The sequence below is a fragment of the Agrococcus sp. ARC_14 genome, from assembly GCF_022436485.1.
In the GTDB taxonomy this organism is placed as follows: Bacteria; Actinomycetota; Actinomycetes; order Actinomycetales; family Microbacteriaceae; genus Agrococcus.
The window spans coordinates 2,654,503-2,674,582 of sequence record NZ_JAKUDO010000001.1; the positions used below are offsets into that span (position 1 = coordinate 2,654,503).

Here is a 20,080-nt window from a genome sequence, read left to right on the forward strand (position 1 = left end):
GCACCTCGCGATAGCGTCGCCTCTTGCCCGCCCGGGCAGGCGAGACCGATGCGCCTGACAACCGAGACGAGACGAGACCAGCCATGCCCGACAGCACTGCCGAGACCCCGCCCCGCAAGCCGAGGACGCCGGTCAAGCAAGTGGTGAGAGAGGTCACCGAGCCGGGTCTCGTGCACCCCGCACTGATCCCCGGCATTGGGGTCGAGCGCACCGGCAGGTCGTTTGCGACCAACTGGGCGGTGTTCGCGATCGCCGGCGCCTTCGTCGCCGCCGTGATCATCTGGGGCGTCATCGACCCGGACAGCATCCAGGCGGTCGGCGGTGCATCGCTCAGCTGGGTCAGCGTCAACTTCGGTTGGATGTTCGGTGCGCTGACGATGGCGGTGACCGTCTTCATGCTGTTCGTCGGCTACGGCCGAACCGGCGGCGTGCGGCTGGGCATGGATGACGAGCAACCCGAGTTCTCGACCGTCTCGTGGATCGCCATGCTCTTCTCTGCCGGCCTCGGCATCGGACTGCTCTTCTACGGACCGATGGAGCCGCTCACCTACTTCATGGAGCTGCCGCACGGCTTCGAGTTCGAGAACGGCACGGTCGACGCGATGCACGCATCGCTCGCGCAGACGCTGCTGCACTGGGGCCCGATGGCGTGGGCCTACTACGCGCTCGTCGGCGGTGCGATCGCCTACGCCGCATACCGGCGCGGTCGCTCGCCGCTCATCTCTGCCATCTTCACGCCCATCTTCGGCCAGAAGACCGAGGGCTGGATCGGCTCGATCATCGACATCTTCGCCATCGTCGTCACGCTCGGCGGCACGTCGATCTCGCTCGGCATCGGCGCGCTGCAGATCAGCCGCGGGTTCGAGATCATCACCGGCTTCGGCGAGCTCGGCAACGGCTTCATCATCGGCGCGATCGCGGTGCTGACTGCCATGTTCGTCATCTCGGCCGTCTCTGGCATCAAGCGCGGCATCCGAGCCCTGTCGAACATCAACATGATCATCGCCGGTATCCTCGGCCTCTTCGTGTTCATCGCCGGGCCCACCCTGCTGCTGCTCAACCTGCTGCCCTCGGTGATGGTGTCGTTCTTCTCAGAGCTCGGCACCATGCTCATGCGCAGCGGTTCGCAGGGCGCCGACACCCAGGCGTTCCTCTCGACCTGGACCACCTACTACTGGGCCTGGTGGGTCTCGTGGACGCCGTTCGTCGGCATGTTCATCGCGAAGATCTCCCGTGGCCGCACGCTGCGCGAGTTCGTCACCGTCGTGATCGTCGTGCCGTCGATCATCTGCCTGGTCTGGTTCACGATCGTGGGCGGCACCACGATGGCGATGGAGATGGATGGGCTCGGCATCAGCGAGGCGGGATCGTCGGAGGCGATGCTGTTCGAGATGCTCGGCAACCTGCCATTGGGCGTCATCACCTCGGTGCTCGCGCTCGTGTCGATCACGATCTTCTTCGTCACCTCTGCCGACTCTGCCTCGATCGTCATGGGATCCATGAGCCAGGGCGGCAAGCCCGAGCCGAGCATGTGGGTGACGATCACCTGGGGCGTGCTGCTGGGTGTGACCGCAGCAACGCTGCTCGTCGCCGGCGGCGAGACAGCCCTCGGCGGCCTGCAGTCGCTGATGGTCGTCACGGCGCTGCCGTTCGCCTTCGTGGTGATGGGGGTGATGGTGGCGTGGGCGAAGGAGCTGCGCACCGACCCCTACATGCTGCGGCGCAAGTATGCGAAGGCGGCGATCGCGCAGGGCGTGCGGCTCGGCATCGAGGAGCATGGCGACGACTTCGTCTTCGGCTCCAGCGAGGTCGTCGCGGACGACGGCGCGGGTGCCTGGCTCGACACCGGCGACCCAACGCTCACGGAGTGGTGGACGGATGCCACGACCGGCCCGATCAGCTCGGCCGACGTGCTCCGCAACCTCGAGCCCGGGCGCATCCAGCGCAGGGGCCCCGATCGGCCCGACCACACCGCATCCGGCGACAACGCGCTGACCGTCGGCGAGGAGCGCGTCGAGCGCCACCGGCGGGAGCGGGAGGCCCGCAGGCACCCGCAGCCCGATGCGACCGAGGAGCCGAGCGGGCACGGCGGGCCCGACGAGCCGAAGGGCTGAGCCCGCGGTTCCATCGCCCCATCAGGCGGACCTGACGAGCCGAAGGGCTGAGCCCGCAACTCCATCCGCTCCCCTCCCCGCAGAAGACGAGATGCCCCGCCGTGCAGGCGGGGCATCTCGTGTGTGACGGTGCGGGTCAGTCGTTCGATCCCGCGGAGCCGGCCGACTGCGCCGACGGCACCGAGGCCAGCGATTGCGCCGACACCGGGCTCGGCGCCGAAGCGGGCGACGGAGCCGAGGCGGCGGGGGCGGGTGCCGGAGCAGGAGCCGAGTGCGCGCTGGCAGCCGAGTGCTGCTGCTGCGGCTGCGGCTGCGGCTGCTGCGGTGCGGGCTGCGACTGCTGCGCCGGCGCGGATGCAGCGGATGCGGGCGTGTTCGCGGAGACCGGCGTCACGGCCGACTGCGTGGCAGAGGGGGCATCCGTCGACTGAGCGTCGGCGGCCGACACCGCGGAGATGATCGAGGCGTGGTCGCCGGCGGTCTTGATCTGCACGGCGCCGCCCGAGAGCATGTCGCCGCGCAGCGAGCCCGCCTCGACGACGCTGCCGTCCGCGGAGCGCAGCTCCACGGCGTTCGCGATGCCTGCCGCGCTGGCCGCGATCGCGCCCAGCCCCAGTGCACCGACGGTGCCGATTGCCATCCACTTGGTGTTCATGGTCTTCCTCCTGCGTGTGCTGTGCCCCGGTCGACCCGGGCTGTGTGCTGGCTCTACTCTCGCCAGCCGAGGTGAGGGCGGGAGGAGGTCTGCATGAGAGGGCTCTCACGGATGGCACGGCGCACGCAGACCGGTACCGAATGGCCGCTTCGTGCGGCTCTGGCGACCATTCGGTACCGGTCTGTCGCTCGCCAGGCACGGGGCCCGGGCGAGCGGGTCGGGAGGTTCAGGCGGGGTTGGCGACTCAGGCGACGCCGAGTGCGCGCGCGATCACGAGCAGCTGCACCTCGCTCGTGCCCTCGCCGATCTCGAGGATCTTCGAGTCGCGGAAGTGCCGCGCGGAGACGTACTCGTTCATGAAGCCGTTGCCGCCCAGGATCTGGGTGGCGTCGCGCGCGTTGTCCATCGCGGCATCGCTCGCCGTGAGCTTCGCGAGCGCCGCCTCGGTCTTGAAGGGCTTGCCCGCGTCGCGCAGTCGCGCGGCGTGGTGCCACGCCAGCCGGGCGGTGTGCACGCGCGCCTGCATGCGGGCGATCACGAACTGCACGTTCTGCCGCGCCGCGAGCGGCTCGCCGAAGACCGTGCGCTTGTGCGCGTAGTCGATCGCCTCCTCGAGGCAGCCCTCAGCGGCGCCGGTCGAGAGCGCCGCGATCGCGATGCGACCCTCGTCGAGGATGTGCAGGAAGTTGGCGAAGCCGCGGCCACGCTGGCCGACCAGGTTCGCGGCCGGCACCCGCGCGTCGTTGAAGGTGAGCGGATGCGTGTCGGAGGCATGCCAGCCGACCTTGTCGTAGGGCGCCTCCACCGTGAAGCCAGGGGTGCCGTTGGGCACGAAGATCGTGGAGATCTCCTTGCGGCCGTCGGTCTCGCCAGTGACGGCGGTGACGGTCACGAACTTCGTGATGGGCGTGCCCGAGTTGGTGATGAACTGCTTCGAGCCGTTGATGACCCACTCGTCGCCCTCGAGGCGTGCGGTGGTGCGCGTGGCGCCGGCGTCAGAGCCGGCCTCCGGCTCCGTCAGGCCGAAGCCCGCGAGCGCCGAACCCGCGAGCAGCTGCGGCAGCAGCTCGGCCTTCTGCTCGTCGGTGCCGAAGCGGAAGATCGGCATCGCGCCCAGGCTGACGCCCGCCTCGAGCGTGATCGCGATCGACTGGTCGACGCGCGCGAGCGCCTCGATCGCCAGGCAGAGGGCGAAGTAGTCGCCGCCCTGTCCGCCCAGCTCCTCCGGGAAGGGGATGCCGAACAGGCCCAGCTCGCCCATCTGGGCCACGACATCCATCGGCAGCGTCTTCGTGCGGTCGGCCTCGTAGGAGACCGGCGCGACGACCCTATCGGCGAAATCGCGCACGGCGCTCGCGAGGTCGAGCTCCTCGTCGCTGAGCGCATAGGTGGACAGGTCGATCGGCATTCGGTCTCCTTGGGTTCGAGGGAACCGCCATCGGGCGCCGAGATGCCATGATCCGATCGGGATCCAGCCGGCCTCGCTCCGCGCCGAGCAGTCCGTTGCACTGTACGGCATGGCCGACTGCCACGCCGGGCCGCCGACCGGCGTGCGGCGGCTGCGGATGCGGTCTCAGGCCTGCAGACGAGCCCGCGTGTACTGCGGCGGCCAGACCGACGCATCCGGAGCCCCGTCGAGCTCGGCCTCTGCCACGAGCGCCCAGTGCGGATTGCGCAGCCACGGGCGCGCCAGCATGACCGCGTCGGCGCCGCCGTCGGCGAGCACCTGCTCGGCGAGCGCCGGCTCGTCGATGAGTCCGACCGCGTTCACCTTCGCGCCGGTCGCCGCTCGCACCGCGCGGGCGAACGGCACCTGGTAGCCGGGCGCGAGCGGAATCGACTGCCGCGGGTCGAGCCCGCCGGAGGAGAGGTCGAACCAGTCGGCGCCCGCAGCGGTCGCGACGCGCACATGCTCGATCGTCATCGCCGTGTCGATGCCGCCGTCGACCCAGTCGGATGCGCTCAGGCGCACCATGAGGGCGGCGTCCGGCGCCGCGGCGCGCACGGCTGCGACCACCTGGCGCAGCAGCTCGACGCGCAGGCCGTCGGCATCCGCTCCCCATTCGTCGTCCCGGTGGTTCGACAGCGGTGACAGGAACTGGTGCAGCAGGTAGCCATGGGCCGCGTGCACCTCGAGCACCTCGAAGCCGGCGGCGACGGCACGGCGGGCTGCCACGGCGAAGTGCTCGGGCAGCGCCGCGACCTCAGCCGGATCCAGCGCACGCGGCGTCGCGAAGCGGCCGAACGCATCCGCAGTCGGCGCCACCGCCTCCCAGCCGCCCTCCGAGGCGGGCACCGAGCCGGAGCCCGACCACTGGCGGTAGGTCGAGCCCTTGCGGCCCGCGTGCGCGAGCTGGATGGCCGGCACGGCGCCGTGGGCACGGATGCGCGCGGCGATGGGCGCCCAGGCCTCGGCCTGCGCGTCGTTCCAGATGCCGACGTCCTGCGGCGAGATGCGCCCCTCGGGCACGACGGCGGCCGCCTCGGTCATGACGAGCCCCGCTCCCCCGCGGGCGAAGGAGGCGAGGTGCTCGTGGTGCCACTCGGTCGGGATGCCGTCCTGCTGCTCACAGGAGTACTGACACATGGGCGAGACCCAGGCGCGGTTGCGCGCCTCGATGTCTCCGACTTGCACGGGCGAGAAGAGCAGGCTCACGTCGAAGCGACCTTTCGGGATGCGTTGGCTGATGGGAGTGGTGCGGCGCGACGCCGAGGGGGCGGGCGTGCGAGCCGGCAGTGCAATTATCCCGCGTGCACGCGCGCCGGGCGCACGTCGGGATCGGTCAGGGCGCGACGCGCAACGGCTGCCTGGCAAGATCGCCGAGCAGCTGCGCGACCACGGCGGTGCGCTCGACCATGCCGTCGATGCTCACCCACTCGTGGCGAGCGTGTGCGCCGTCGCCGACCGCGCCGAGACCGTCGAGCACCGGGATGCCGAGCGCAGCGACGAAGTTGCCGTCGCTCGCGCCGCCGACCGAGGTCTCCTCGACCGTCGCCCCCACAGCGGCGGCGGAGGCGCTCGCGCGGGCGAACAACGCGGCGATCCCGGCCGAGCGGGTCATGACCGGGCGGTTCCAACCGCCCAGCACCTCGATCGAGGCATCGGGGTGCTGCGGTGCAAGCCCGCGCAGCACCCCGTCGATGCGCTCTCGCTCAGCCTCGTCGGACACGCGCACGTCGACCATGCCGGATGCGGATCCCGCCGTGACGTTCGAGCGCGACCCGCCTCGGATGGTCCCGACGTTGACGGTCGTACCCGCGGCGAGGTCGGACGCGGCGTGCAGCTGCAGCACGGCGTGGGCGATCTCGTGGATGGCGCTCACGCCCTTGTCGGGGTCGAGGCCTGCGTGGCCCTCGATGCCGCCCACGACCAGCTCGAAGATGCCGACGCCCTTGCGTGCGGTCTTCAGCATGCCGCCGGCGCTGGCTTCGAACACCAGGGTCGCGTCGCAGTCGCCGGCCGCCTGCTCGATCACGGGACGCGAGGCGAGCGAGCCGACCTCTTCGTCGCCGTTGAGCACGATCCGAATGGCCGGCAGTGGGAGCCCAGCGCGGCGGGCGATGTCGATCGCCCACACGGCCTGGATCAGACCGGACTTCATGTCGAACGCACCCGGCCCCGTGAGCTGGTCGCCCTCGATCGCGACGGGCCAGCTCGCGAGGGTGCCGAGCGGCCAGACCGTGTCGTAGTGGGCCAGGATGGCGATGCGGCCATCCCCGCCCGCGCTTGCCGGATAGTCGAGGATCGCGATGTCGCCCATCTCGCCGCCGTCGACGGTGCGGACGGCCTCGGGCTCGCCCAACCGCGAGCTGACGAAGCTGCGCACCCACGCGAGGCCGACCGCGAGGGCCGCTCGGTCGTCGGATGGCGTCTCGCACTCGATGTACGCGGTCAGGTCGGCCACCATGTGCTGCCTCGCCGATGCAGCCAGTTGTCTGATGTCGCTCATGCTGTCGCCTTTCTATCGAGCTCGACGAGATGCTCCTCGTCCGTGGCGATGCGACCGGTCTCCAGCAGCTCGATCTTCTCGATCAGCCACTGTGTCAGCGGCGTCGCGATGCCGTGGCCGCCGGCGGTATCGAGCACCGGCCGGTACTGCGTCGGCACCTCGGTGCGGCGACCGCGCACGGCGATGTCCCGCCAGATGCCCGATCGCTTCTTGGTCTGTGTCGCGAGCCACGCGGCGAGGCCGTCGGTCGCGGCCTCGGCGCGTGCCGGATCCGCGAGGTAGGCGTCCGGCTCGAAGCCGTCGAAGGACTCGAGCTCGATGCCCTCGGCGCGCGCGACCGTCAGCACCTCGCGGACGAGGGCGTGCATGCCGGGGCGATGGCGATCGATGAGCACGCCCATGTCCTCGTCTGCGAGCGCGGTTGCGACCAGCATCGCGCCGAAGCCGAGCTTCGACCAGAGGAAGCCCGGAACGTTGCCGGTGACGATCGGCTCGCCCCAGTGCCGCAGGTCGTGAGCGAGCGTGCGCACGCGCTCGCTCACACCACCCGCGTGCTCGCCGAGGGCGATGGCACCGATGCCGCCGTCGAGCACGACACCCGGCTCGATGACGTCAGCGAAGAGGTCGACGAAGGCCGCGACGGTGCGCTCGGCGCCGATGTGGCTCGCGATCGTGGCTTCGTTCAGGCCATTCTGCAACGACGCGACCCAGCCCTCGGGCGTCAGCCGCGGGGCGATCCAGGCTGCGACCGAGTCGGTCGCCTGCGCCTTCACCGCCAGCAGCACAGCGCCGAGCGACTCGGGCGCCTCATCGGGCGTGAAGATGGGCAGCTCTGCAGAGAGCTCGCCCCCGGGGTGCCGCACGCGCAGGCCCCCGGCACGGATGGCCGCCACGTGCGCGGGATCGGCGTCGACGAGCTGCACGTCAGCGCCGGCAAGGTGCAGGTGCACGGCAAGCGTGCCACCGATCGCGCCCGCACCGACCACGGTGTATTGGGTTGTCATGCCTGCTCCTCCATGTCGATCGCGCTCCAATGCTGCGGCAGGTTCCATGCGCCCGTCGACGATCCGCCGTCGACCCGCAGCACCTCGCCGGTGATCCATTCGGCCTCGCTGCTCGCGAGCCACACGACCGCCTTGGCGATGTCGGCGGGACGGCCCCTGCGGCCGAGCGGCGTGTCGCCCACGGCATCGGCGTACTCGTCCGTGACGGGGTTCACGGCGCTGTCCACCTCGACGAACCCCGGAGAAACGGCGTTGACGCGGATGCCGTGCCTGCCCAGCTCCAGCGCAGAAGCCCTGGTGGCCGCCTCGAGCGCCGCCTTCGAGGTCGAGTACGGCGCGGCCCCGGGGCGTGCTCGCAGCGCAGCGCCAGACGAGATGTTGACGACGCTCGCGGGCCTCCCCGCCTCGATCGCGCGCTTCGCCAGCTCGACCGTCAGCAGCACGGGCGCGCGTGTGTTCACACCCAGCACCAGATCCCACACACGCTCGTCGAGCTCGAGGAACGGCGTCGCCGGGTAGACACCAGCGCTGGAGACGAGCACGTCGACAGGCCCGCTCGACCACGTCGATGCCAGCACCTGCGCGGCCGCCCCGGGCTCGCGCAGGTCGACCACGAGCACGTCGCACCTCGGTGCGCCCGACGCACGAGCGGCGTCGGCCGTCTGCTCGAGCGACGCCGCATCCACATCCACCAGCGTCAGCGCTTCGCCCAGCTCGGCGAACGCGAGTGCGATGGCCCTGCCGATGCCGCTCCCGGCACCCGTGATCAGCACGTGTCGCATCATTCGAGCTTCTTGCCCTTGGTCTCGGGCATCGTCAGGTAGACGGCCAGTCCGATCGCTGCTGCGATCGAGGCGTAGAGCCAGACCCAGTCGCCCAGGCCGTTCGTGCCCATCCACGTCGTGATGTACGGCGCGGTGCCGCCGAAGAGGGCCACCGCGAGCGCGTACGGCAGTCCGATGCCGGTCGCCCGCACCTCCGGTGGGAACTGCTCGGCCATGATGACGGCGCAGTTGGCCGAGTAGCCCAGCAGCAGCACGATGCCGATCAGCTGCACCACCAGCAGCATCCAGAAGGTCCCGTCGAGCATCTGGAAGGCCGGCCAGGCGAAGATCAGGAAGCCGCCGGCGAACGCCGACATGGTGGGCTTGCGACCGATCTTGTCGGACAGGATTCCCGCGAACGGCAGCAGCACGAGGAACACGATCATCGCGATGACGTTCGCGAGCAGCGCCTCGTTCAGCGGGATGCCCGTCGTCACGGCTGCGTAGGTGGGCATGTAGCTGACCCACATGTAATAGAGCAGGGTGCCGGCGATCGTGATGCCGAACACGCGCAGCACCGCCATCGGATGCTCGCGGAACATGCGCAGCATGGCGTTGCGGCGCTCGCCACTGGCGGCGTTCCGGTTCTTCGCGAGCTCGAAGGAGTCGGTGTCCTCGACCGAGCTGCGCAGCCACAGGCCCACGAAGCCGAGGGATGCCGCGATCACGAACGCGAGCCGCCAGCCCCAGCTGTCGACGGCCTCTTCCGGGAGCGTCGAGGTGATGACCGCCCCGATGCCGGAGGCGATCAGGACGCCGGCCCCGACCGAGACCTGCTGCCACGAGCCCGCGAACGCGCGCCGCGAGGGCGCGGCCGACTCGACGATGAACGCTGAGGATGATCCGAACTCGCCGCCTGCCGCGAAGCCCTGCACCATGCGCGCGACCACCAGGATGATGGGGGCGAGGATGCCGACCTGTTCGAACGAGGGCGCGAGACCGATCACGAGCGTGGCCGCGGCCATCATGCCGATGGTGAGGACGAGCCCCTTCTTGCGGCCGTGGCGGTCGGCATACGCGCCCATGACGGCGGCGCCGACCGGCCGCATGATGAAGCCGACGGCGAAGATCGCGAGCGTCGACAGCAGCGCGGCGGCGTCGTTGCCTGCCGGGAAGAAGTGGTGGGCGAAGATCGAGGAGAACGTCGTGTAGATCGCCCAGTCGACCCACTCGACCGCGTTCCCGATGCTGCCGGCGACGATGGCCTTGCGGCCCTTCTTGCTCAGCCGTGTCGCGTGGACGGCCTCAGTCTCGGTGGTGCTCATGGTCTGCTCTCTCAGGATTCGGTGAGGGTGACGTCGGTGCCGACGAAGGGACGGAGGTGGGAGGCCAGCTCGGCGTGCGTGCCGATCCAGGCGTCGCCGCTGTCACGGATGTGCGTGAGGAGTCCGTCGAGCACGAGCAGCCTCGATCGGTGGCCGATGATGTGCGGATGCAGCGTGAGCTGGAACATGCCGCCCTCGGCGCGCGCCGCGTCGTACTCGTCGATCCAGATCTGCAGCAGCTGCCGCGGCGGCATGTGCGGCCGGAGGCCTCCGAAGCGATCCATCATCAGGTAGGGAGCGTCGTCGCGGATCCACTCGACGGGGATCTCGATCACGCCCGTGGGGCGGCCGTCCTCGAGCAGCTCGTAGGGCTCGGTGTCGGCCATGAGCGAGGAGTCGTAGTCGAAGCCGAGCTCCCTGATGACGTTCAGGCTCGAGTGCGAGAAGTCCCAGGATGGCGTCCGCACACCCGTCGGCCGCACGCCCGTCTGCGATGCGAGCACGTCGAGGCTGCGCTGGATGAGCGCGAGCTCGTCGTCGCGGCCGAGCGCGGTGTTGCGCTCGTGGATCCAGCCGTGCACGCCGACCTCGTGGCCATCGGCGATGTATCCAGGTGCCTCGTCCGGTCGCAGCAGCGCGCAGACGGCGGGCATGAAGAACGATGCCCGGACCTCGTGCTCGCGCAGCAACCGCATGATGCGGGGCACCGCGCCGCGCGCCCCGTACTCGCCCTGCGCCATTCGACCAGGCGAGGTCTCGCCATCACGCAGTGCAGGCGTCTCGTGGTCGGAGTCGAACGAGATGAGCACGGCGGTCCGCGCGCCCTCTGGCCAGCGTCGGGCGACATCGTGGTGCATGAGCGACGCGCCGGCTCGTACGTGCTCGACGTGCCCCCTCCAGGTGGCCTCGTCCCACTGCCAGGGCTGCTGATCGTGCGGCATCTTTGCTCCTCGTCATCAACGTGCTTGCGCAACGCTTGGAGCCACACTAAGCAGAAACGTCGTTCATCACAACCCGATCGGGCATATCCAGCGTTACAAACGCGTTACGTGAGCAAGTCCACCAGAAGGCGATGGAGGATGACGGTTGCCGCGGATAGTCTGGCCCGGTGCACCGCTCTCACACCCGCCGGGATTCCGCTGACGCGCGACTGCTCGACGATGTCGACCTCGACATCGTCGCCGCCCTGCACATCGCGCCGCGCGTTCCCACTGCGACGCTCGCGAGCATCCTCGACATCCCCACCAGCACCGCCAACCGCCGCATCGCGCGCATGCAGGATGAGCGGCTGCTCCGCGTCGTCGGGCGCTTCGCCTGGGACCTGATCGTCTCCAGCAATCCGTACGAGCTGTGGATCACCTCCTCCCCCGGGCAGTCGCACGCCGTGACTGCTGCCCTGCTCGGCATCCCGGATGTGCAGGCGGTGATCCAGACGAGCGGCTCGACCGACATCTACGCCAACCTGTATCCGCTCCGCGGCTCCGACCCCCAGGAGCTGCTGGTCGAGCGTATCCCCGCGATCCCCGGCATTCGCGCCATCGACAGCCGCATGATCCTCGAGACCGCGAAGGTCGGACAGGCCTGGCGCTTTCCGCGGCTGCCGCAGCGGCAGCAGCTCGCGCTCGAGGCGGAGGCCGCGGTCGAGCACCAGCCCCCGCTGGCGAGCCTCGCCGAGCTGACGGAGCTGGAGTTCCAGACGATGCGGCTGCTGGGCGAGAACGGTCGCATCACGGCTGCAGAGGTCGGACGGCGCCTCGGCGTCTCCGCCTCCACGGCCTCGCGTGCGATCCGCACGCTCCTGCAGACCGGGGCGGTCACCTGCCGTGTCGAGATCGAGCCCAGCCTCATCGGCTTTCCCCTGATGGCGTTCGTATCGCTCGACGTGCGGCCGCGCGACATCAGCCGCGCGCTCGAGACCTTGGCCGCGCATCCCGCCATTCGCCTGCTCTGCACGGTGACGGGCGAAGCGCCGGTCAGCCTCGCGGCCTCGTTCTCCGGCCCGGCTGCGCTCTCGGAGTTCCTGCGTCAGGACCTCGGCGCGCTGCCGGGTGTGACGTCGCTCTCCAGCGCGACGGCGCTGCGCACCGTGCGCCGGTACTGGGTCGACCGCGACGGCATGCGGCTCGGCTCCGCGACCCAGGACGTCCTCAGGCGGTAGGCCGCCGTCGAAGCGCGGGCGCGCCTCCGCGCTCAGGGCGCCGTGTGGCCGCCCGGAACCTCGAAGTCGAACACGCTCGCGTCGAAGCTGTTGTAGGCGGCGTAGTCGTTGAGCTCGTAGAGCCGCGCGCGCGTCTGCATGCGGTCGACGGCGCCGTCCAGTGTGCCTGTCTCCTTGAGCGCACCGAGCTCACGCTCGATCGCGCCCATGGCGATGCGCAGCAGCGAGACGGGGTGGATGGCGATGTTGACGCCCACATCCTGCAGCTGCTGATGGGTGAAGAGGGCGCTCTTGCCGAACTCCGTCATGTTGGCCAGGATCGGCACCTGCACGGCGGCGCGGATGGCGGCGAACTCTTCGAGCGTCGCCATCGCCTCGGGGAAGATGGCGTCGGCGCCGGCGGCCTCGAGCGCCTTCGCGCGGTCGATGGCTGCGGCAAGATCCTGCACGCCGCGCATGTCCGTGCGGGCCATGATCAGCAGGTCGCTGTCGCGGCGCGCACTGACTGCGGCGGCGATGCGCTGCGCGGCCACGTCGGTGGAGACGACCTCCTTGCCGTCGAGGTGGCCGCAGCGCTTGGGGTTGACCTGGTCCTCCAGGTGCAGCCCCGAGACGCCCGCGTCCTCGAGCTCGTGCACGGCCCGGGCGACGTTCATCGCCTCGCCGAAGCCCGTGTCGGCGTCGATCAGGGTCGGCAGATCCGTCATGCGAGAGATCTGCCGGCCGCGCTCGGCCACCTCGCTGAGGGTCGTGAGGCCGATGTCGGGCAGCCCCAGCTCAGCCGCCATCACGGCGCCCGAGATGTAGACGCCCTCGAAGCCCAGCTGCTCGATGAGCGGCGCGGTCAGCGGCGTGAACGCACCCGGGTAGCGCTGGATGGTGCCGGAGGCGAGCCCCGCCCGCAGCGCCTTGCGCTTCTCGTTCGGCGTGACGGTGGTCGACAGCATCTAGAACAGGCCCTTCGTGGTGCCGGCGTCGATCGTGCCCTCTGGCCCGACGACGTTGAGCTGCCGCACCTCGTCGACGGTCAGCTCCGGCAGTCGCTCGACCAGGCCCAGGAAGCGCTCGATCTCGGCGTCGTCGATGATGCCCTGCGCGAGGGTGCGCAGCTTCTGCACGTACTCCGCACGACCGAACGGGCGCGCCCCTGCCGGGTGCGCATCCGCCACGAAGATCTCATCCTCGATCGTCTCGCCCGTGGCGAGCGTGATGACGATGCGGCCGCCGAACGCCTTCTTGTCGGGGTCGGGGTCGTGGTACCGCTCGGTCCAGACCGGGTCCTCGAGCGTGGTGATCTTGTTCCACAGCTCGACCGTGTCGGGCCGCTGCGCACGCCCGGGTGCGTAGGAGTCGACGTGGTGCCAGCCGCCATCCTGCAGCGCGACCGCGACGATGTAGGGGATGGAGTGGTCGAGCGTCTCGCGCGAGGCCGTCGGGTCGTACTTCTGCGGATCGTTGGCGCCCGAGCCGATCACGTAGTGCGTGTGGTGGCTCGTGTGCAGCACGATCGACTCGATGCCCTCGGGGTCGCGCAGCTCGGGCCGCTCGGCCGAGAGCTTGCGCGCCAGGTCGATCCACGCCTGCGCCTGGTACTCGGCCGAGTGCTCCTTCGTGTACGTGTCGAGGATGCCGCGCTTGGGCTCGCCCGGCGCGGGCAGCGGCACCTGGTAGGCGCCCTCCCAGCCGTCGAGCAGCCAGGCGATCACGCCGTCCTCGCCCTCATAGATCGGCACGGGGCTCGTCTGGCCGCGCATGGCACGGTCGACCGACTCGACGGCCATCTTGCCCGCGAAGGCCGGCGCGTGCGCCTTCCACGTGGAGATCTCGCCCTTGCGCGACTGCCGCGTCGCCGTGGTCGTGTGAAGCGCCTGGCCGACAGCCTGGAAGATCGTCTCGGCCTCCAGGCCCAGCATGGTGCCGATGCCGGCCGCCGCCGACGGGCCGAGGTGCGCGACGTGGTCGATCTTGTGCTTGTGCAGGCTGATCGCACGCACCAGATCGACCTGGATCTCATACCCCGTCGCGATGCCGCGCACGAGCGCGTGCCCGTCGCAGCCGACATGCTGCGCGACCGCGAGGATCGGCGGGATGTTGTCGCCCGGGTGCGAGTACTCGGCAGCCAGGAACGTGTCGTGGAAGTCGAGCTCGCGCACAGCGACGCCGTTGGCCCACGCCGCCCACTCGGGGCTCACGCGATCCTCGACACCGAAGACCGCAGCGCCCGGCTCGTAGGGGTGCCGCTGCGCCTGCTCGCGCGCCGAGACGACAGGCTCACGATTCAGGCTGGCGATCGCGACCGAGGCGTTGTCGATGATGCGGTTCGCGATCATCTCGACCACATCCGCGTCGACCTCCACCGGGTCGACGGCGACCTGCGCGATCTTCCATGCCAGCTGCTCCTCGCGGGGCAGGTTCTCGGCGCTCTTCCGGGCTCTGACCTCGTGCTGCTGCATGGTGCCGAGCCTAGCGATGCGCGCTGAGCGCCGCCGCCGTGCCGGTCCGGTCATCGAGCCGGTCATCGAGTCAGGCGGGCGGATGCGCGGGGCGCGTCCGTGACCGAATCGTTGCGCCGCGCGGATAGTGCTTTGCGTCGACCACCCGTTGAATGAACGAAGACCGGAGAGGAGCCCCATGCGACGTCGCGCTCGCGCGTCCCTGCCCTTGATGGCAGTGGCCCTGCTGCTGAGCGCATGTGCCGCCCAGCCGGCCGCGACTGCGCCCACCGCGCCCGGCCCGTCCACCGCTGCAGAGCCGACCGTCGCGGCCGAGCCCACCGCATCCGCAACCGCATCCAGCGAGCGATGCGACGACAGTTTCGCCGATGGCTTCATCGCGGCGAGCGGCTACGGATTCGAGGGGGACGCTGCCGACCGACGGCGGCAGGCCGATGCACGGGCCGGCTTCGAGCCGGCGGACGCGCTCGCGGCTCTCGACGTCGCGTGCGCGCTCACCTTCACCGCGCCGTGGGAGACGCCGTCGGGCACCCGGACGGTATCGGTGGCGGTGGTCGAGTCGGGCGTCGACGTCGATGCGGCTATGGAGTCGTTCGCGGGCGGCGCCGGCTATGAGCAGATCACGGCGACATCGAGCGCAGGCGGCGGCCCATGGCTCTTCTGGGAGCTGCCTGCCAGTGCGGCTGCCAGCGAGACGCGATTCGTCGCGAACCTCTACGCGCGCGAGTTCGGCGCGGAGGGCCCGGCCGTGGGGGAAGAGGCGCTCATGCTCGAGGCGAGCGACGCCGAGGCGGGCGACTGGATGATCATGCACCTCGACCTGCGATGAGACCGATGGGTTCGAAGCGCTCCCCCACGGCTGCCGCGCTTGCGCTCGCACTGCTGCTGCCGCTGGCACTCACTTCGTGCCTGACGCCGCCGCCGGAGGCGTCCAGTTCGCCAGCGGCGCCTTCGGGAGCCGCGCCGTCCGAGACGACGGGCACGCCTCCGGCTGCGGCACCGACGAGTGCCGCACCCGACCCGGGCGCAGAGCCCGACGCATCCGACCCTGCAGCATCCGACCCCACCGCAACAGGCCCCGACGCAGCTGACCGCCGTCACATCGACCCGATGTACTGCGGCGACGCGTTCGTGCTGTCGCAGTTCGAGCTCAGCGGCTGGACGTGGGCGGGCGACGACGAGTCGCAGCTGGCGGCGGCGCAGCCGGTGACGGCGTTCCACCCGGAGGAGGTCACCGAGGGGCACGCGGTGGTGTGCTCGACGACGTTCCGCATGCCGATCGACGGCCAGGCGGCGACGGCCTCGACCGCGATCGCGGTCATCGAGGGGCAGGGCGGCGACGCGGCCTTCGTGCTCGAGGAGCTCGCGGCGTGGGCCGAGGCCAACGGCTACCTGCCCCAGGGCGAGGGCGACTACGTCGAGCACGTGCGCATGGGGCACGACGGCATGATCGCCGCGAAGCTGATGTTCCGCGTCGTCGGCGACGCGGTGTCAGCGACCGACGGCCTCGCGCTCGAGCACACCCACGCCGAAGCCGACGACGTGATCGTCACGCACGTCGACTTCGGGGTGTCGTGATCGACTACGCCACCGAGACCAGCTCTGCGAAGACCACGAAGTTGTTCGGGAAGTCCGGGGTCGAGCCATCGAGGTTGTCGCAGGTGATGAGCCGCAGCTCGGCGCCGGTCACCGGGTAGTAGACCGCACGCGTCGGGAACTCGTCCTTCGCGAACGACTCGACCTGGTAGATCTCGAAGGTCGCGACCGAGCCGTCCTCGCGGGTGACGCTGACCTCATCCCCGAGCTCGAGCGACTGGAGGTCGTAGAAGACGCCGCTCTCGTCCGAGAGCGAGTTGACGTGACCGAGCAGGACGGATGCGCCCCGCTCGCCGGGCGTCGGCGAACCGGTGTACCAGCTGGCCGGGGAACCCTCTTCGTCCGGCGGCACCTCGAGCCTGCGGTCATCGCGCATCCCCGTCTCAATGAGGTCTGCGGTGCGGTCGAGGGCGGGGATGTGCACGCTCACGGGTGTGGAGGCATCCATCGCCAGCTCGGCGGTCGGAGTCTCGGTCGGCGGAGCCGTGTCGGGCGGGGCCGGCTCAGCAGTCGCGCTCGGGGCGGCGGGGGCGGACGATGCCGCCGGCTCCGTGTCGGCACCGGCCGTGCCGCAGGCGGTCAGGGACAGCAGGAGGGCCGCCGCCACCGCCGTGAGGCGGAGACGACGGCCCGTTCCGTGAAGCTTCATCGAAGAGACTGAGGCTTAGCTGTCGCTAGCGGTGCGGCGACGAGCGATGTAGACACCAGCTGCTGCCATCGCGGCGAGCAGGCTGCCGCCCAGCACGACGAAGCCGAGCTCGGCTCCGTTCGAGCCGTTGTCAACTGCAGAGACGACACCCGTGTCGACGCCACCGGCCGGAGCCATGGCGAGCGCACCACACAGGGCGGGCGAGGTTGCCGCAAGCGGCAGCTCGGGAACCAGGTCGCTCGGCTCCGTTGCACCCTCAGGCTGCGTTGCCGGGTCGAGACCGTGCACCACGACGACAGCCGTGTCGCCAGCCAGGGAGTCCAGCGTGGCCTGGTCGAGCTGGAAGGTCTCCTCGTACGTGATGGTGTCACCAGACGGTGCAGCCATCAGGTCGAGTCCACCGGCGGGGCTCTTGTCAGCATCGCCCACCGACAGCGTGGTGCCGATGTCACCGTAGGACGGGCCGCCCTCGGTGGTGCTGATGATGCCGTCACCGTTCTCGTCAGCATCCTCACTGGGGCACAGACCCTGTGCACCGATGTGGATGTGCTGCACGTGCGGGTAGGGGGCGCCATCGAACTCGGCGGCCAGCCCGGTCGCGTTCAGCGTGACGGTGGCCATGTCGCCTTCGACATCGATCCAGACCTCGCCAGATGCACCGCTGTTGTTGATCTCGTCGAGCGTCGTCGAGTAGGAACCTGCGGCATCCGCGGCCATGGCCGGGAGCGCTCCCATCGTGACGAGCCCGAGTCCGAGGATCGGGGCGGCGAACAGGATTGCTTTCTTCTTCATGAGATGAACCTCTTCCGAAGGATCTCGGGCGCAAGGTTTTGTGCCCTCCTGTGATGCTCTTCGGCGCCCTCCTCATTGCGGATTGGAAGATGGGACACATGCTCCGCAATCTTTCCAATCCGCGCGGCGCGGTGCCACGAACTGCACATGACAGCGAGAGAACGGATGCATGCCATGACCCGCACCACCTGGATCGGCGCCGTCGCCGTCGCCGCGATGCTCCTGACCGGATGCGCCAGTGCCGCAGAACCCGCAGCACCCGCGCCGGAGCCGTCGCACACCATGCCGGACGGCACCGTGATGTCTGGAGCCGAGCACGAGGGCCATGAGGGCGACGACGCCCACGCCTCGCACCAGTCCGACGTCGAGGAGCCCTCCGACGCCGCGCGCATGATCTGTGCCGGCCAAGTCGTGACGGCCGTCACCGCGACCCTCAGGCTCGACGAGGAGATCGTCCCGTCCTCGACCTGGGATGCGCCCATGTTCACCTGCACCTACGACGTCGACGGGGCGCCGCTGGTGCTCTCGGTGCACGACACGACGGATCCCGCTGCCGGCGAGGAGCACTACGCGGCGCTGCAGAGCAGCGTCGGGGCACACGACATCGACGGTCTGCTGGGCCTCGGCCTGCCGTCGTTCTCGAACGACGAGGGCATCGTCTCGTTCCTGCGCGACGGCAAGACGCTGGTGGTCGATGCGACCGCCCTGCCGGAGGGCTTCGCCGGTGACATGACGCAGGATCAGGCTGCCTACGCGATCGCCACCGCGGTGCTGGGCTGCTGGGTCGAGCACGACTAAGCGCTGGAGCTGAGGCTGGAGACCCGCTCGGTCTCGGCCGGCCTCGCTCAGCGCCCGCGGTCCATCACCTTGCGGAGGTAGTGGATGCGGTCGCGCAACTGCTGCATCGACGCCTGCGCGACGGGCGGCCCGCCGCAGATGCGACGTGACTCGGCGTGCACGAGCGCGTGCGCCTCGCCGCGCCGCTTCGCGACGATCGCCACGAGCGAGTTGAGCAGCTGCCGCTCCTCGCGCATGTTGCGGTAGAGCGGCTCAGGCGCGGCCTCGGCCGGCGGACGATCTCGGATCCGCGCGGCCTGGCGCGCGTGCCGGCGCTTGAGCAGTTCGGAGACATCCTCGGCGTCGAGGAGCCCCGGGATGCCGATGAAGTCGAGCTCCTCCTCGGAGGACGGCTCGACCAGCTGGCCGTACTCTGCGTCACCGAACAGCACTCGGTCGAAGGTGGCGCTCGACTCGAGCGGCTCCCAGGTGAACGGCGCTGCCTCGCGACCCTCGCCGTCGCCCTGCTCGGCCGCCGCCATGAGGTCGTCGTCGAGCAGCTGGTCGTCGTCGCGCTCGCGGTCGAGCGCGTGGTCGCGCTGCCGCTCGAGCTCGGCAGCGAGCGTGAGCAGCGGCGGCACCGACGGCAGGAAGACGGTCGCGATCTCGCCGCGGCGCCGTGAGCGTACGAAGCGCCCGATCAGCTGCGCGAAGAACAACGGCGTCGCAGAGCTCGTGGCATAGACGCCCACCGCCAGCCGCGGCACGTCGACACCCTCCGAGACCATGCGCACGGCGACCATCCACCGTGCCTCGCTCTCTGCGAACTTGGTGATCCGATCCGAGGCGCCCGCGTCGTCGGAGAGCACGACGGTCGGCTCCTCCCCCGAGATGCCGCGCAGCAGCTGTGCGTACTGCCTCGCCTGGGCCTGGTCGGTCGCGACCACGAGACCGCCCGCATCCGGCACCGTCTGCCGCACGTGCGTGAGGCGCACGTCTGCCGAGCGCAGCACCTGCTGGATCCACTCCCCGCCCGGGTCGAGGGCCGTGCGCCATGCGCCGTTCGTGATGTCCTTCGTGTCGCCGTGGCCGAGCGTGGCCTTCATCTCGTCGCCCATCGACGTGCGCCACTGCATGGTGCCGGCGTAGGCCATGAACACCACCGGGCGCACGACGTTGTCGCGCAGCGCCGCGTCGTAGCCGTAGGCGTAGTCGGTGCTGGAGAGACGGATGCCGCGCTCGTTGCGGATGTACTCGACGAACGGGATGGGCGAGGTGTCGCTGCGGAAGGGCGTGCCCGTGAGCGAGAGACGGCGGGTCGCGGGGCCGAACGCCTCGAGCACAGCCTCGCCCCAGCTGAGGGCATCGCCGGCGTGGTGCACCTCGTCGAGGATGACGAGGCTGGCCGCGGAGCGTGTGATGCGCTCGTGCACGGATGCGCGGGCCGCGACCTGCGCGTACGTCACGACGACGCCGTGGTACTGCCGGGGGTAGTCGCCGTCGCCGTTGGCGAAGTCGGGGTCGAGGCGGATGCCGGCGCGGTGGGCGGCGTCGGCCCACTGCTGCTTGAGGTGCTCGGTGGGGGCCACGACCGTGATGCGGTGCACGGCACCGCGACGCAGCAGCTCGGAGGCGAGGCGGAGCGCGAAGGTGGTCTTGCCGGCGCCCGGCGTGGCAGCGGCGAGGAAGTCGCGCGGCTCGGTGCGGAAGTACTGCTCGAGCGCCTCCTGCTGCCAGGCGCGCAGCGGCTGCGCGGTGCCCCAGGCGGCGCGCTCGGGGTAGGCGGGCGAGAGGTGATCGGCGGCCCAGCTGCCGATGCCGGGGTGCCCTGCGGGGGCGACGT

General features: G+C 70.3%; 18 protein-coding genes. 5 read left to right on the top strand and 13 right to left on the bottom strand.

Annotated elements, in window-relative coordinates; all coding sequences use genetic code 11:
- Positions 1-83 precede the first annotated feature (83 nt).
- Positions 84-2,114 carry a BCCT family transporter gene (locus tag MKD51_RS13055; RefSeq protein WP_240240730.1) on the top strand — a complete coding sequence of 677 codons (2,031 nt, stop codon included), beginning with the start codon at positions 84-86 and terminating at the stop codon, positions 2,112-2,114.
- A 136-nt stretch (positions 2,115-2,250) separates the two neighbouring features.
- Here MKD51_RS13055 and MKD51_RS13060 read toward each other — a convergent pair whose 3' ends face one another.
- The 8 genes from MKD51_RS13060 to MKD51_RS13095 form a co-directional block, all read right to left on the bottom strand.
- A complete protein-coding gene (locus MKD51_RS13060) occupies positions 2,251-2,769 on the bottom strand; it encodes a hypothetical protein (protein ID WP_240240731.1) in 519 nt (172 codons plus the stop codon).
- Between the two features lie 244 nt (positions 2,770-3,013).
- Positions 3,014-4,177 (bottom strand): acyl-CoA dehydrogenase family protein, encoded by a 1,164-nt coding sequence (locus tag MKD51_RS13065; RefSeq protein ID WP_240240732.1) that lies wholly within the window; start codon positions 4,175-4,177, stop codon positions 3,014-3,016.
- A gap of 165 nt (positions 4,178-4,342) precedes the next feature.
- Entirely contained in the window at positions 4,343-5,425 is a 1,083-nt protein-coding gene (locus MKD51_RS13070) for an oxidoreductase (RefSeq protein WP_240240733.1), read from the bottom strand.
- A 127-nt stretch (positions 5,426-5,552) separates the two neighbouring features.
- Positions 5,553-6,719, bottom strand: coding sequence for a M20/M25/M40 family metallo-hydrolase (locus MKD51_RS13075; RefSeq protein ID WP_240240734.1), 1,167 nt, complete (start codon positions 6,717-6,719; stop codon positions 5,553-5,555).
- Positions 6,716-7,723: a 2-dehydropantoate 2-reductase gene (locus MKD51_RS13080; protein WP_240240735.1), complete on the bottom strand. Its 1,008-nt coding sequence runs from the start codon at positions 7,721-7,723 to the stop codon at positions 6,716-6,718. Before MKD51_RS13080 ends, MKD51_RS13075 begins: the two co-directional genes overlap by 4 nt.
- The gene (locus tag MKD51_RS13085; protein ID WP_240240736.1) at positions 7,720-8,505 is read right to left on the bottom strand and encodes an SDR family oxidoreductase; all 786 of its coding nucleotides are present in this window, start codon (positions 8,503-8,505) and stop codon (positions 7,720-7,722) included. Before MKD51_RS13085 ends, MKD51_RS13080 begins: the two co-directional genes overlap by 4 nt.
- Positions 8,505-9,812, bottom strand: a complete 1,308-nt coding sequence (locus tag MKD51_RS13090; protein WP_240240737.1) for an MFS transporter — start codon at positions 9,810-9,812, stop codon at positions 8,505-8,507. Before MKD51_RS13090 ends, MKD51_RS13085 begins: the two co-directional genes overlap by 1 nt.
- Before the next feature lie 11 nt (positions 9,813-9,823).
- Positions 9,824-10,753, bottom strand: a complete 930-nt coding sequence (locus tag MKD51_RS13095) for a polysaccharide deacetylase (RefSeq protein WP_240240738.1) — start codon at positions 10,751-10,753, stop codon at positions 9,824-9,826.
- Positions 10,754-10,920: 167 nt separating this feature from the next.
- Here MKD51_RS13095 and MKD51_RS13100 point away from each other — a divergent pair, with 167 nt between their 5' ends.
- Positions 10,921-11,970 (top strand): Lrp/AsnC family transcriptional regulator, encoded by a 1,050-nt coding sequence (locus tag MKD51_RS13100; protein ID WP_240240739.1) that lies wholly within the window; start codon positions 10,921-10,923, stop codon positions 11,968-11,970.
- 32 nt (positions 11,971-12,002) lie between these two features.
- On the opposite strand, the gene prpB is transcribed toward MKD51_RS13100, so the two are convergent.
- Entirely contained in the window at positions 12,003-12,917 is a 915-nt protein-coding gene (prpB, locus tag MKD51_RS13105; RefSeq protein WP_240240740.1) for a methylisocitrate lyase, read from the bottom strand.
- Positions 12,918-14,423 carry an MmgE/PrpD family protein gene (locus MKD51_RS13110; RefSeq protein ID WP_240240741.1) on the bottom strand — a complete coding sequence of 502 codons (1,506 nt, stop codon included), beginning with the start codon at positions 14,421-14,423 and terminating at the stop codon, positions 12,918-12,920.
- A 211-nt stretch (positions 14,424-14,634) separates the two neighbouring features.
- Here MKD51_RS13110 and MKD51_RS13115 point away from each other — a divergent pair, with 211 nt between their 5' ends.
- Both MKD51_RS13115 and MKD51_RS13120 read left to right on the top strand, forming a co-directional pair.
- The gene (locus tag MKD51_RS13115) at positions 14,635-15,252 is read left to right on the top strand and encodes a hypothetical protein (protein WP_240240742.1); all 618 of its coding nucleotides are present in this window, start codon (positions 14,635-14,637) and stop codon (positions 15,250-15,252) included.
- 5 nt (positions 15,253-15,257) lie between these two features.
- Complete coding sequence (locus MKD51_RS13120; protein WP_240240743.1) at positions 15,258-16,001, top strand: hypothetical protein; 744 nt, start codon at positions 15,258-15,260, stop codon at positions 15,999-16,001.
- A 4-nt stretch (positions 16,002-16,005) separates the two neighbouring features.
- Here MKD51_RS13120 and MKD51_RS13125 read toward each other — a convergent pair whose 3' ends face one another.
- Entirely contained in the window at positions 16,006-16,668 is a 663-nt protein-coding gene (locus tag MKD51_RS13125) for a sortase (protein ID WP_240240744.1), read from the bottom strand.
- Between the two features lie 15 nt (positions 16,669-16,683).
- Positions 16,684-17,460, bottom strand: coding sequence for a hypothetical protein (locus tag MKD51_RS13130; protein WP_240240745.1), 777 nt, complete (start codon positions 17,458-17,460; stop codon positions 16,684-16,686).
- 174 nt (positions 17,461-17,634) lie between these two features.
- Between MKD51_RS13130 and MKD51_RS13135 the strand changes: the two genes are divergently transcribed.
- Complete coding sequence (locus tag MKD51_RS13135; RefSeq protein WP_240240746.1) at positions 17,635-18,258, top strand: hypothetical protein; 624 nt, start codon at positions 17,635-17,637, stop codon at positions 18,256-18,258.
- Positions 18,259-18,305: 47 nt separating this feature from the next.
- On the opposite strand, the gene MKD51_RS13140 is transcribed toward MKD51_RS13135, so the two are convergent.
- Positions 18,306-20,054, bottom strand: coding sequence for a DEAD/DEAH box helicase (locus tag MKD51_RS13140; RefSeq protein WP_240240958.1), 1,749 nt, complete (start codon positions 20,052-20,054; stop codon positions 18,306-18,308).
- Positions 20,055-20,080 lie beyond the last annotated feature (26 nt).

Bases quoted from the DNA above. Each gene is read 5' to 3' on its own strand.
- MKD51_RS13055 (WP_240240730.1), top strand. From the start codon at position 84: ATGCCCGACAGCACTGCCGAGACCCCGCCCCGCAAGCCGAGGACGCCG.
- MKD51_RS13080 (WP_240240735.1), bottom strand. From the start codon at position 7,723: ATGACAACCCAATACACCGTGGTCGGTGCGGGCGCGATCGGTGGCACG.
- MKD51_RS13085 (WP_240240736.1), bottom strand. From the start codon at position 8,505: ATGCGACACGTGCTGATCACGGGTGCCGGGAGCGGCATCGGCAGGGCC.
- MKD51_RS13075 (WP_240240734.1), bottom strand. From the start codon at position 6,719: ATGAGCGACATCAGACAACTGGCTGCATCGGCGAGGCAGCACATGGTG.
- MKD51_RS13125 (WP_240240744.1), bottom strand. From the start codon at position 16,668: ATGAAGCTTCACGGAACGGGCCGTCGTCTCCGCCTCACGGCGGTGGCG.
- MKD51_RS13115 (WP_240240742.1), top strand. From the start codon at position 14,635: ATGGCAGTGGCCCTGCTGCTGAGCGCATGTGCCGCCCAGCCGGCCGCG.
- MKD51_RS13090 (WP_240240737.1), bottom strand. From the start codon at position 9,812: ATGAGCACCACCGAGACTGAGGCCGTCCACGCGACACGGCTGAGCAAG.
- MKD51_RS13135 (WP_240240746.1), top strand. From the start codon at position 17,635: ATGACCCGCACCACCTGGATCGGCGCCGTCGCCGTCGCCGCGATGCTC.
- MKD51_RS13065 (WP_240240732.1), bottom strand. From the start codon at position 4,177: ATGCCGATCGACCTGTCCACCTATGCGCTCAGCGACGAGGAGCTCGAC.
- MKD51_RS13095 (WP_240240738.1), bottom strand. From the start codon at position 10,753: ATGCCGCACGATCAGCAGCCCTGGCAGTGGGACGAGGCCACCTGGAGG.
- MKD51_RS13110 (WP_240240741.1), bottom strand. From the start codon at position 14,423: ATGCAGCAGCACGAGGTCAGAGCCCGGAAGAGCGCCGAGAACCTGCCC.
- MKD51_RS13120 (WP_240240743.1), top strand. From the start codon at position 15,258: ATGGGTTCGAAGCGCTCCCCCACGGCTGCCGCGCTTGCGCTCGCACTG.
- MKD51_RS13130 (WP_240240745.1), bottom strand. From the start codon at position 17,460: ATGAAGAAGAAAGCAATCCTGTTCGCCGCCCCGATCCTCGGACTCGGG.
- MKD51_RS13060 (WP_240240731.1), bottom strand. From the start codon at position 2,769: ATGAACACCAAGTGGATGGCAATCGGCACCGTCGGTGCACTGGGGCTG.
- prpB (WP_240240740.1), bottom strand. From the start codon at position 12,917: ATGCTGTCGACCACCGTCACGCCGAACGAGAAGCGCAAGGCGCTGCGG.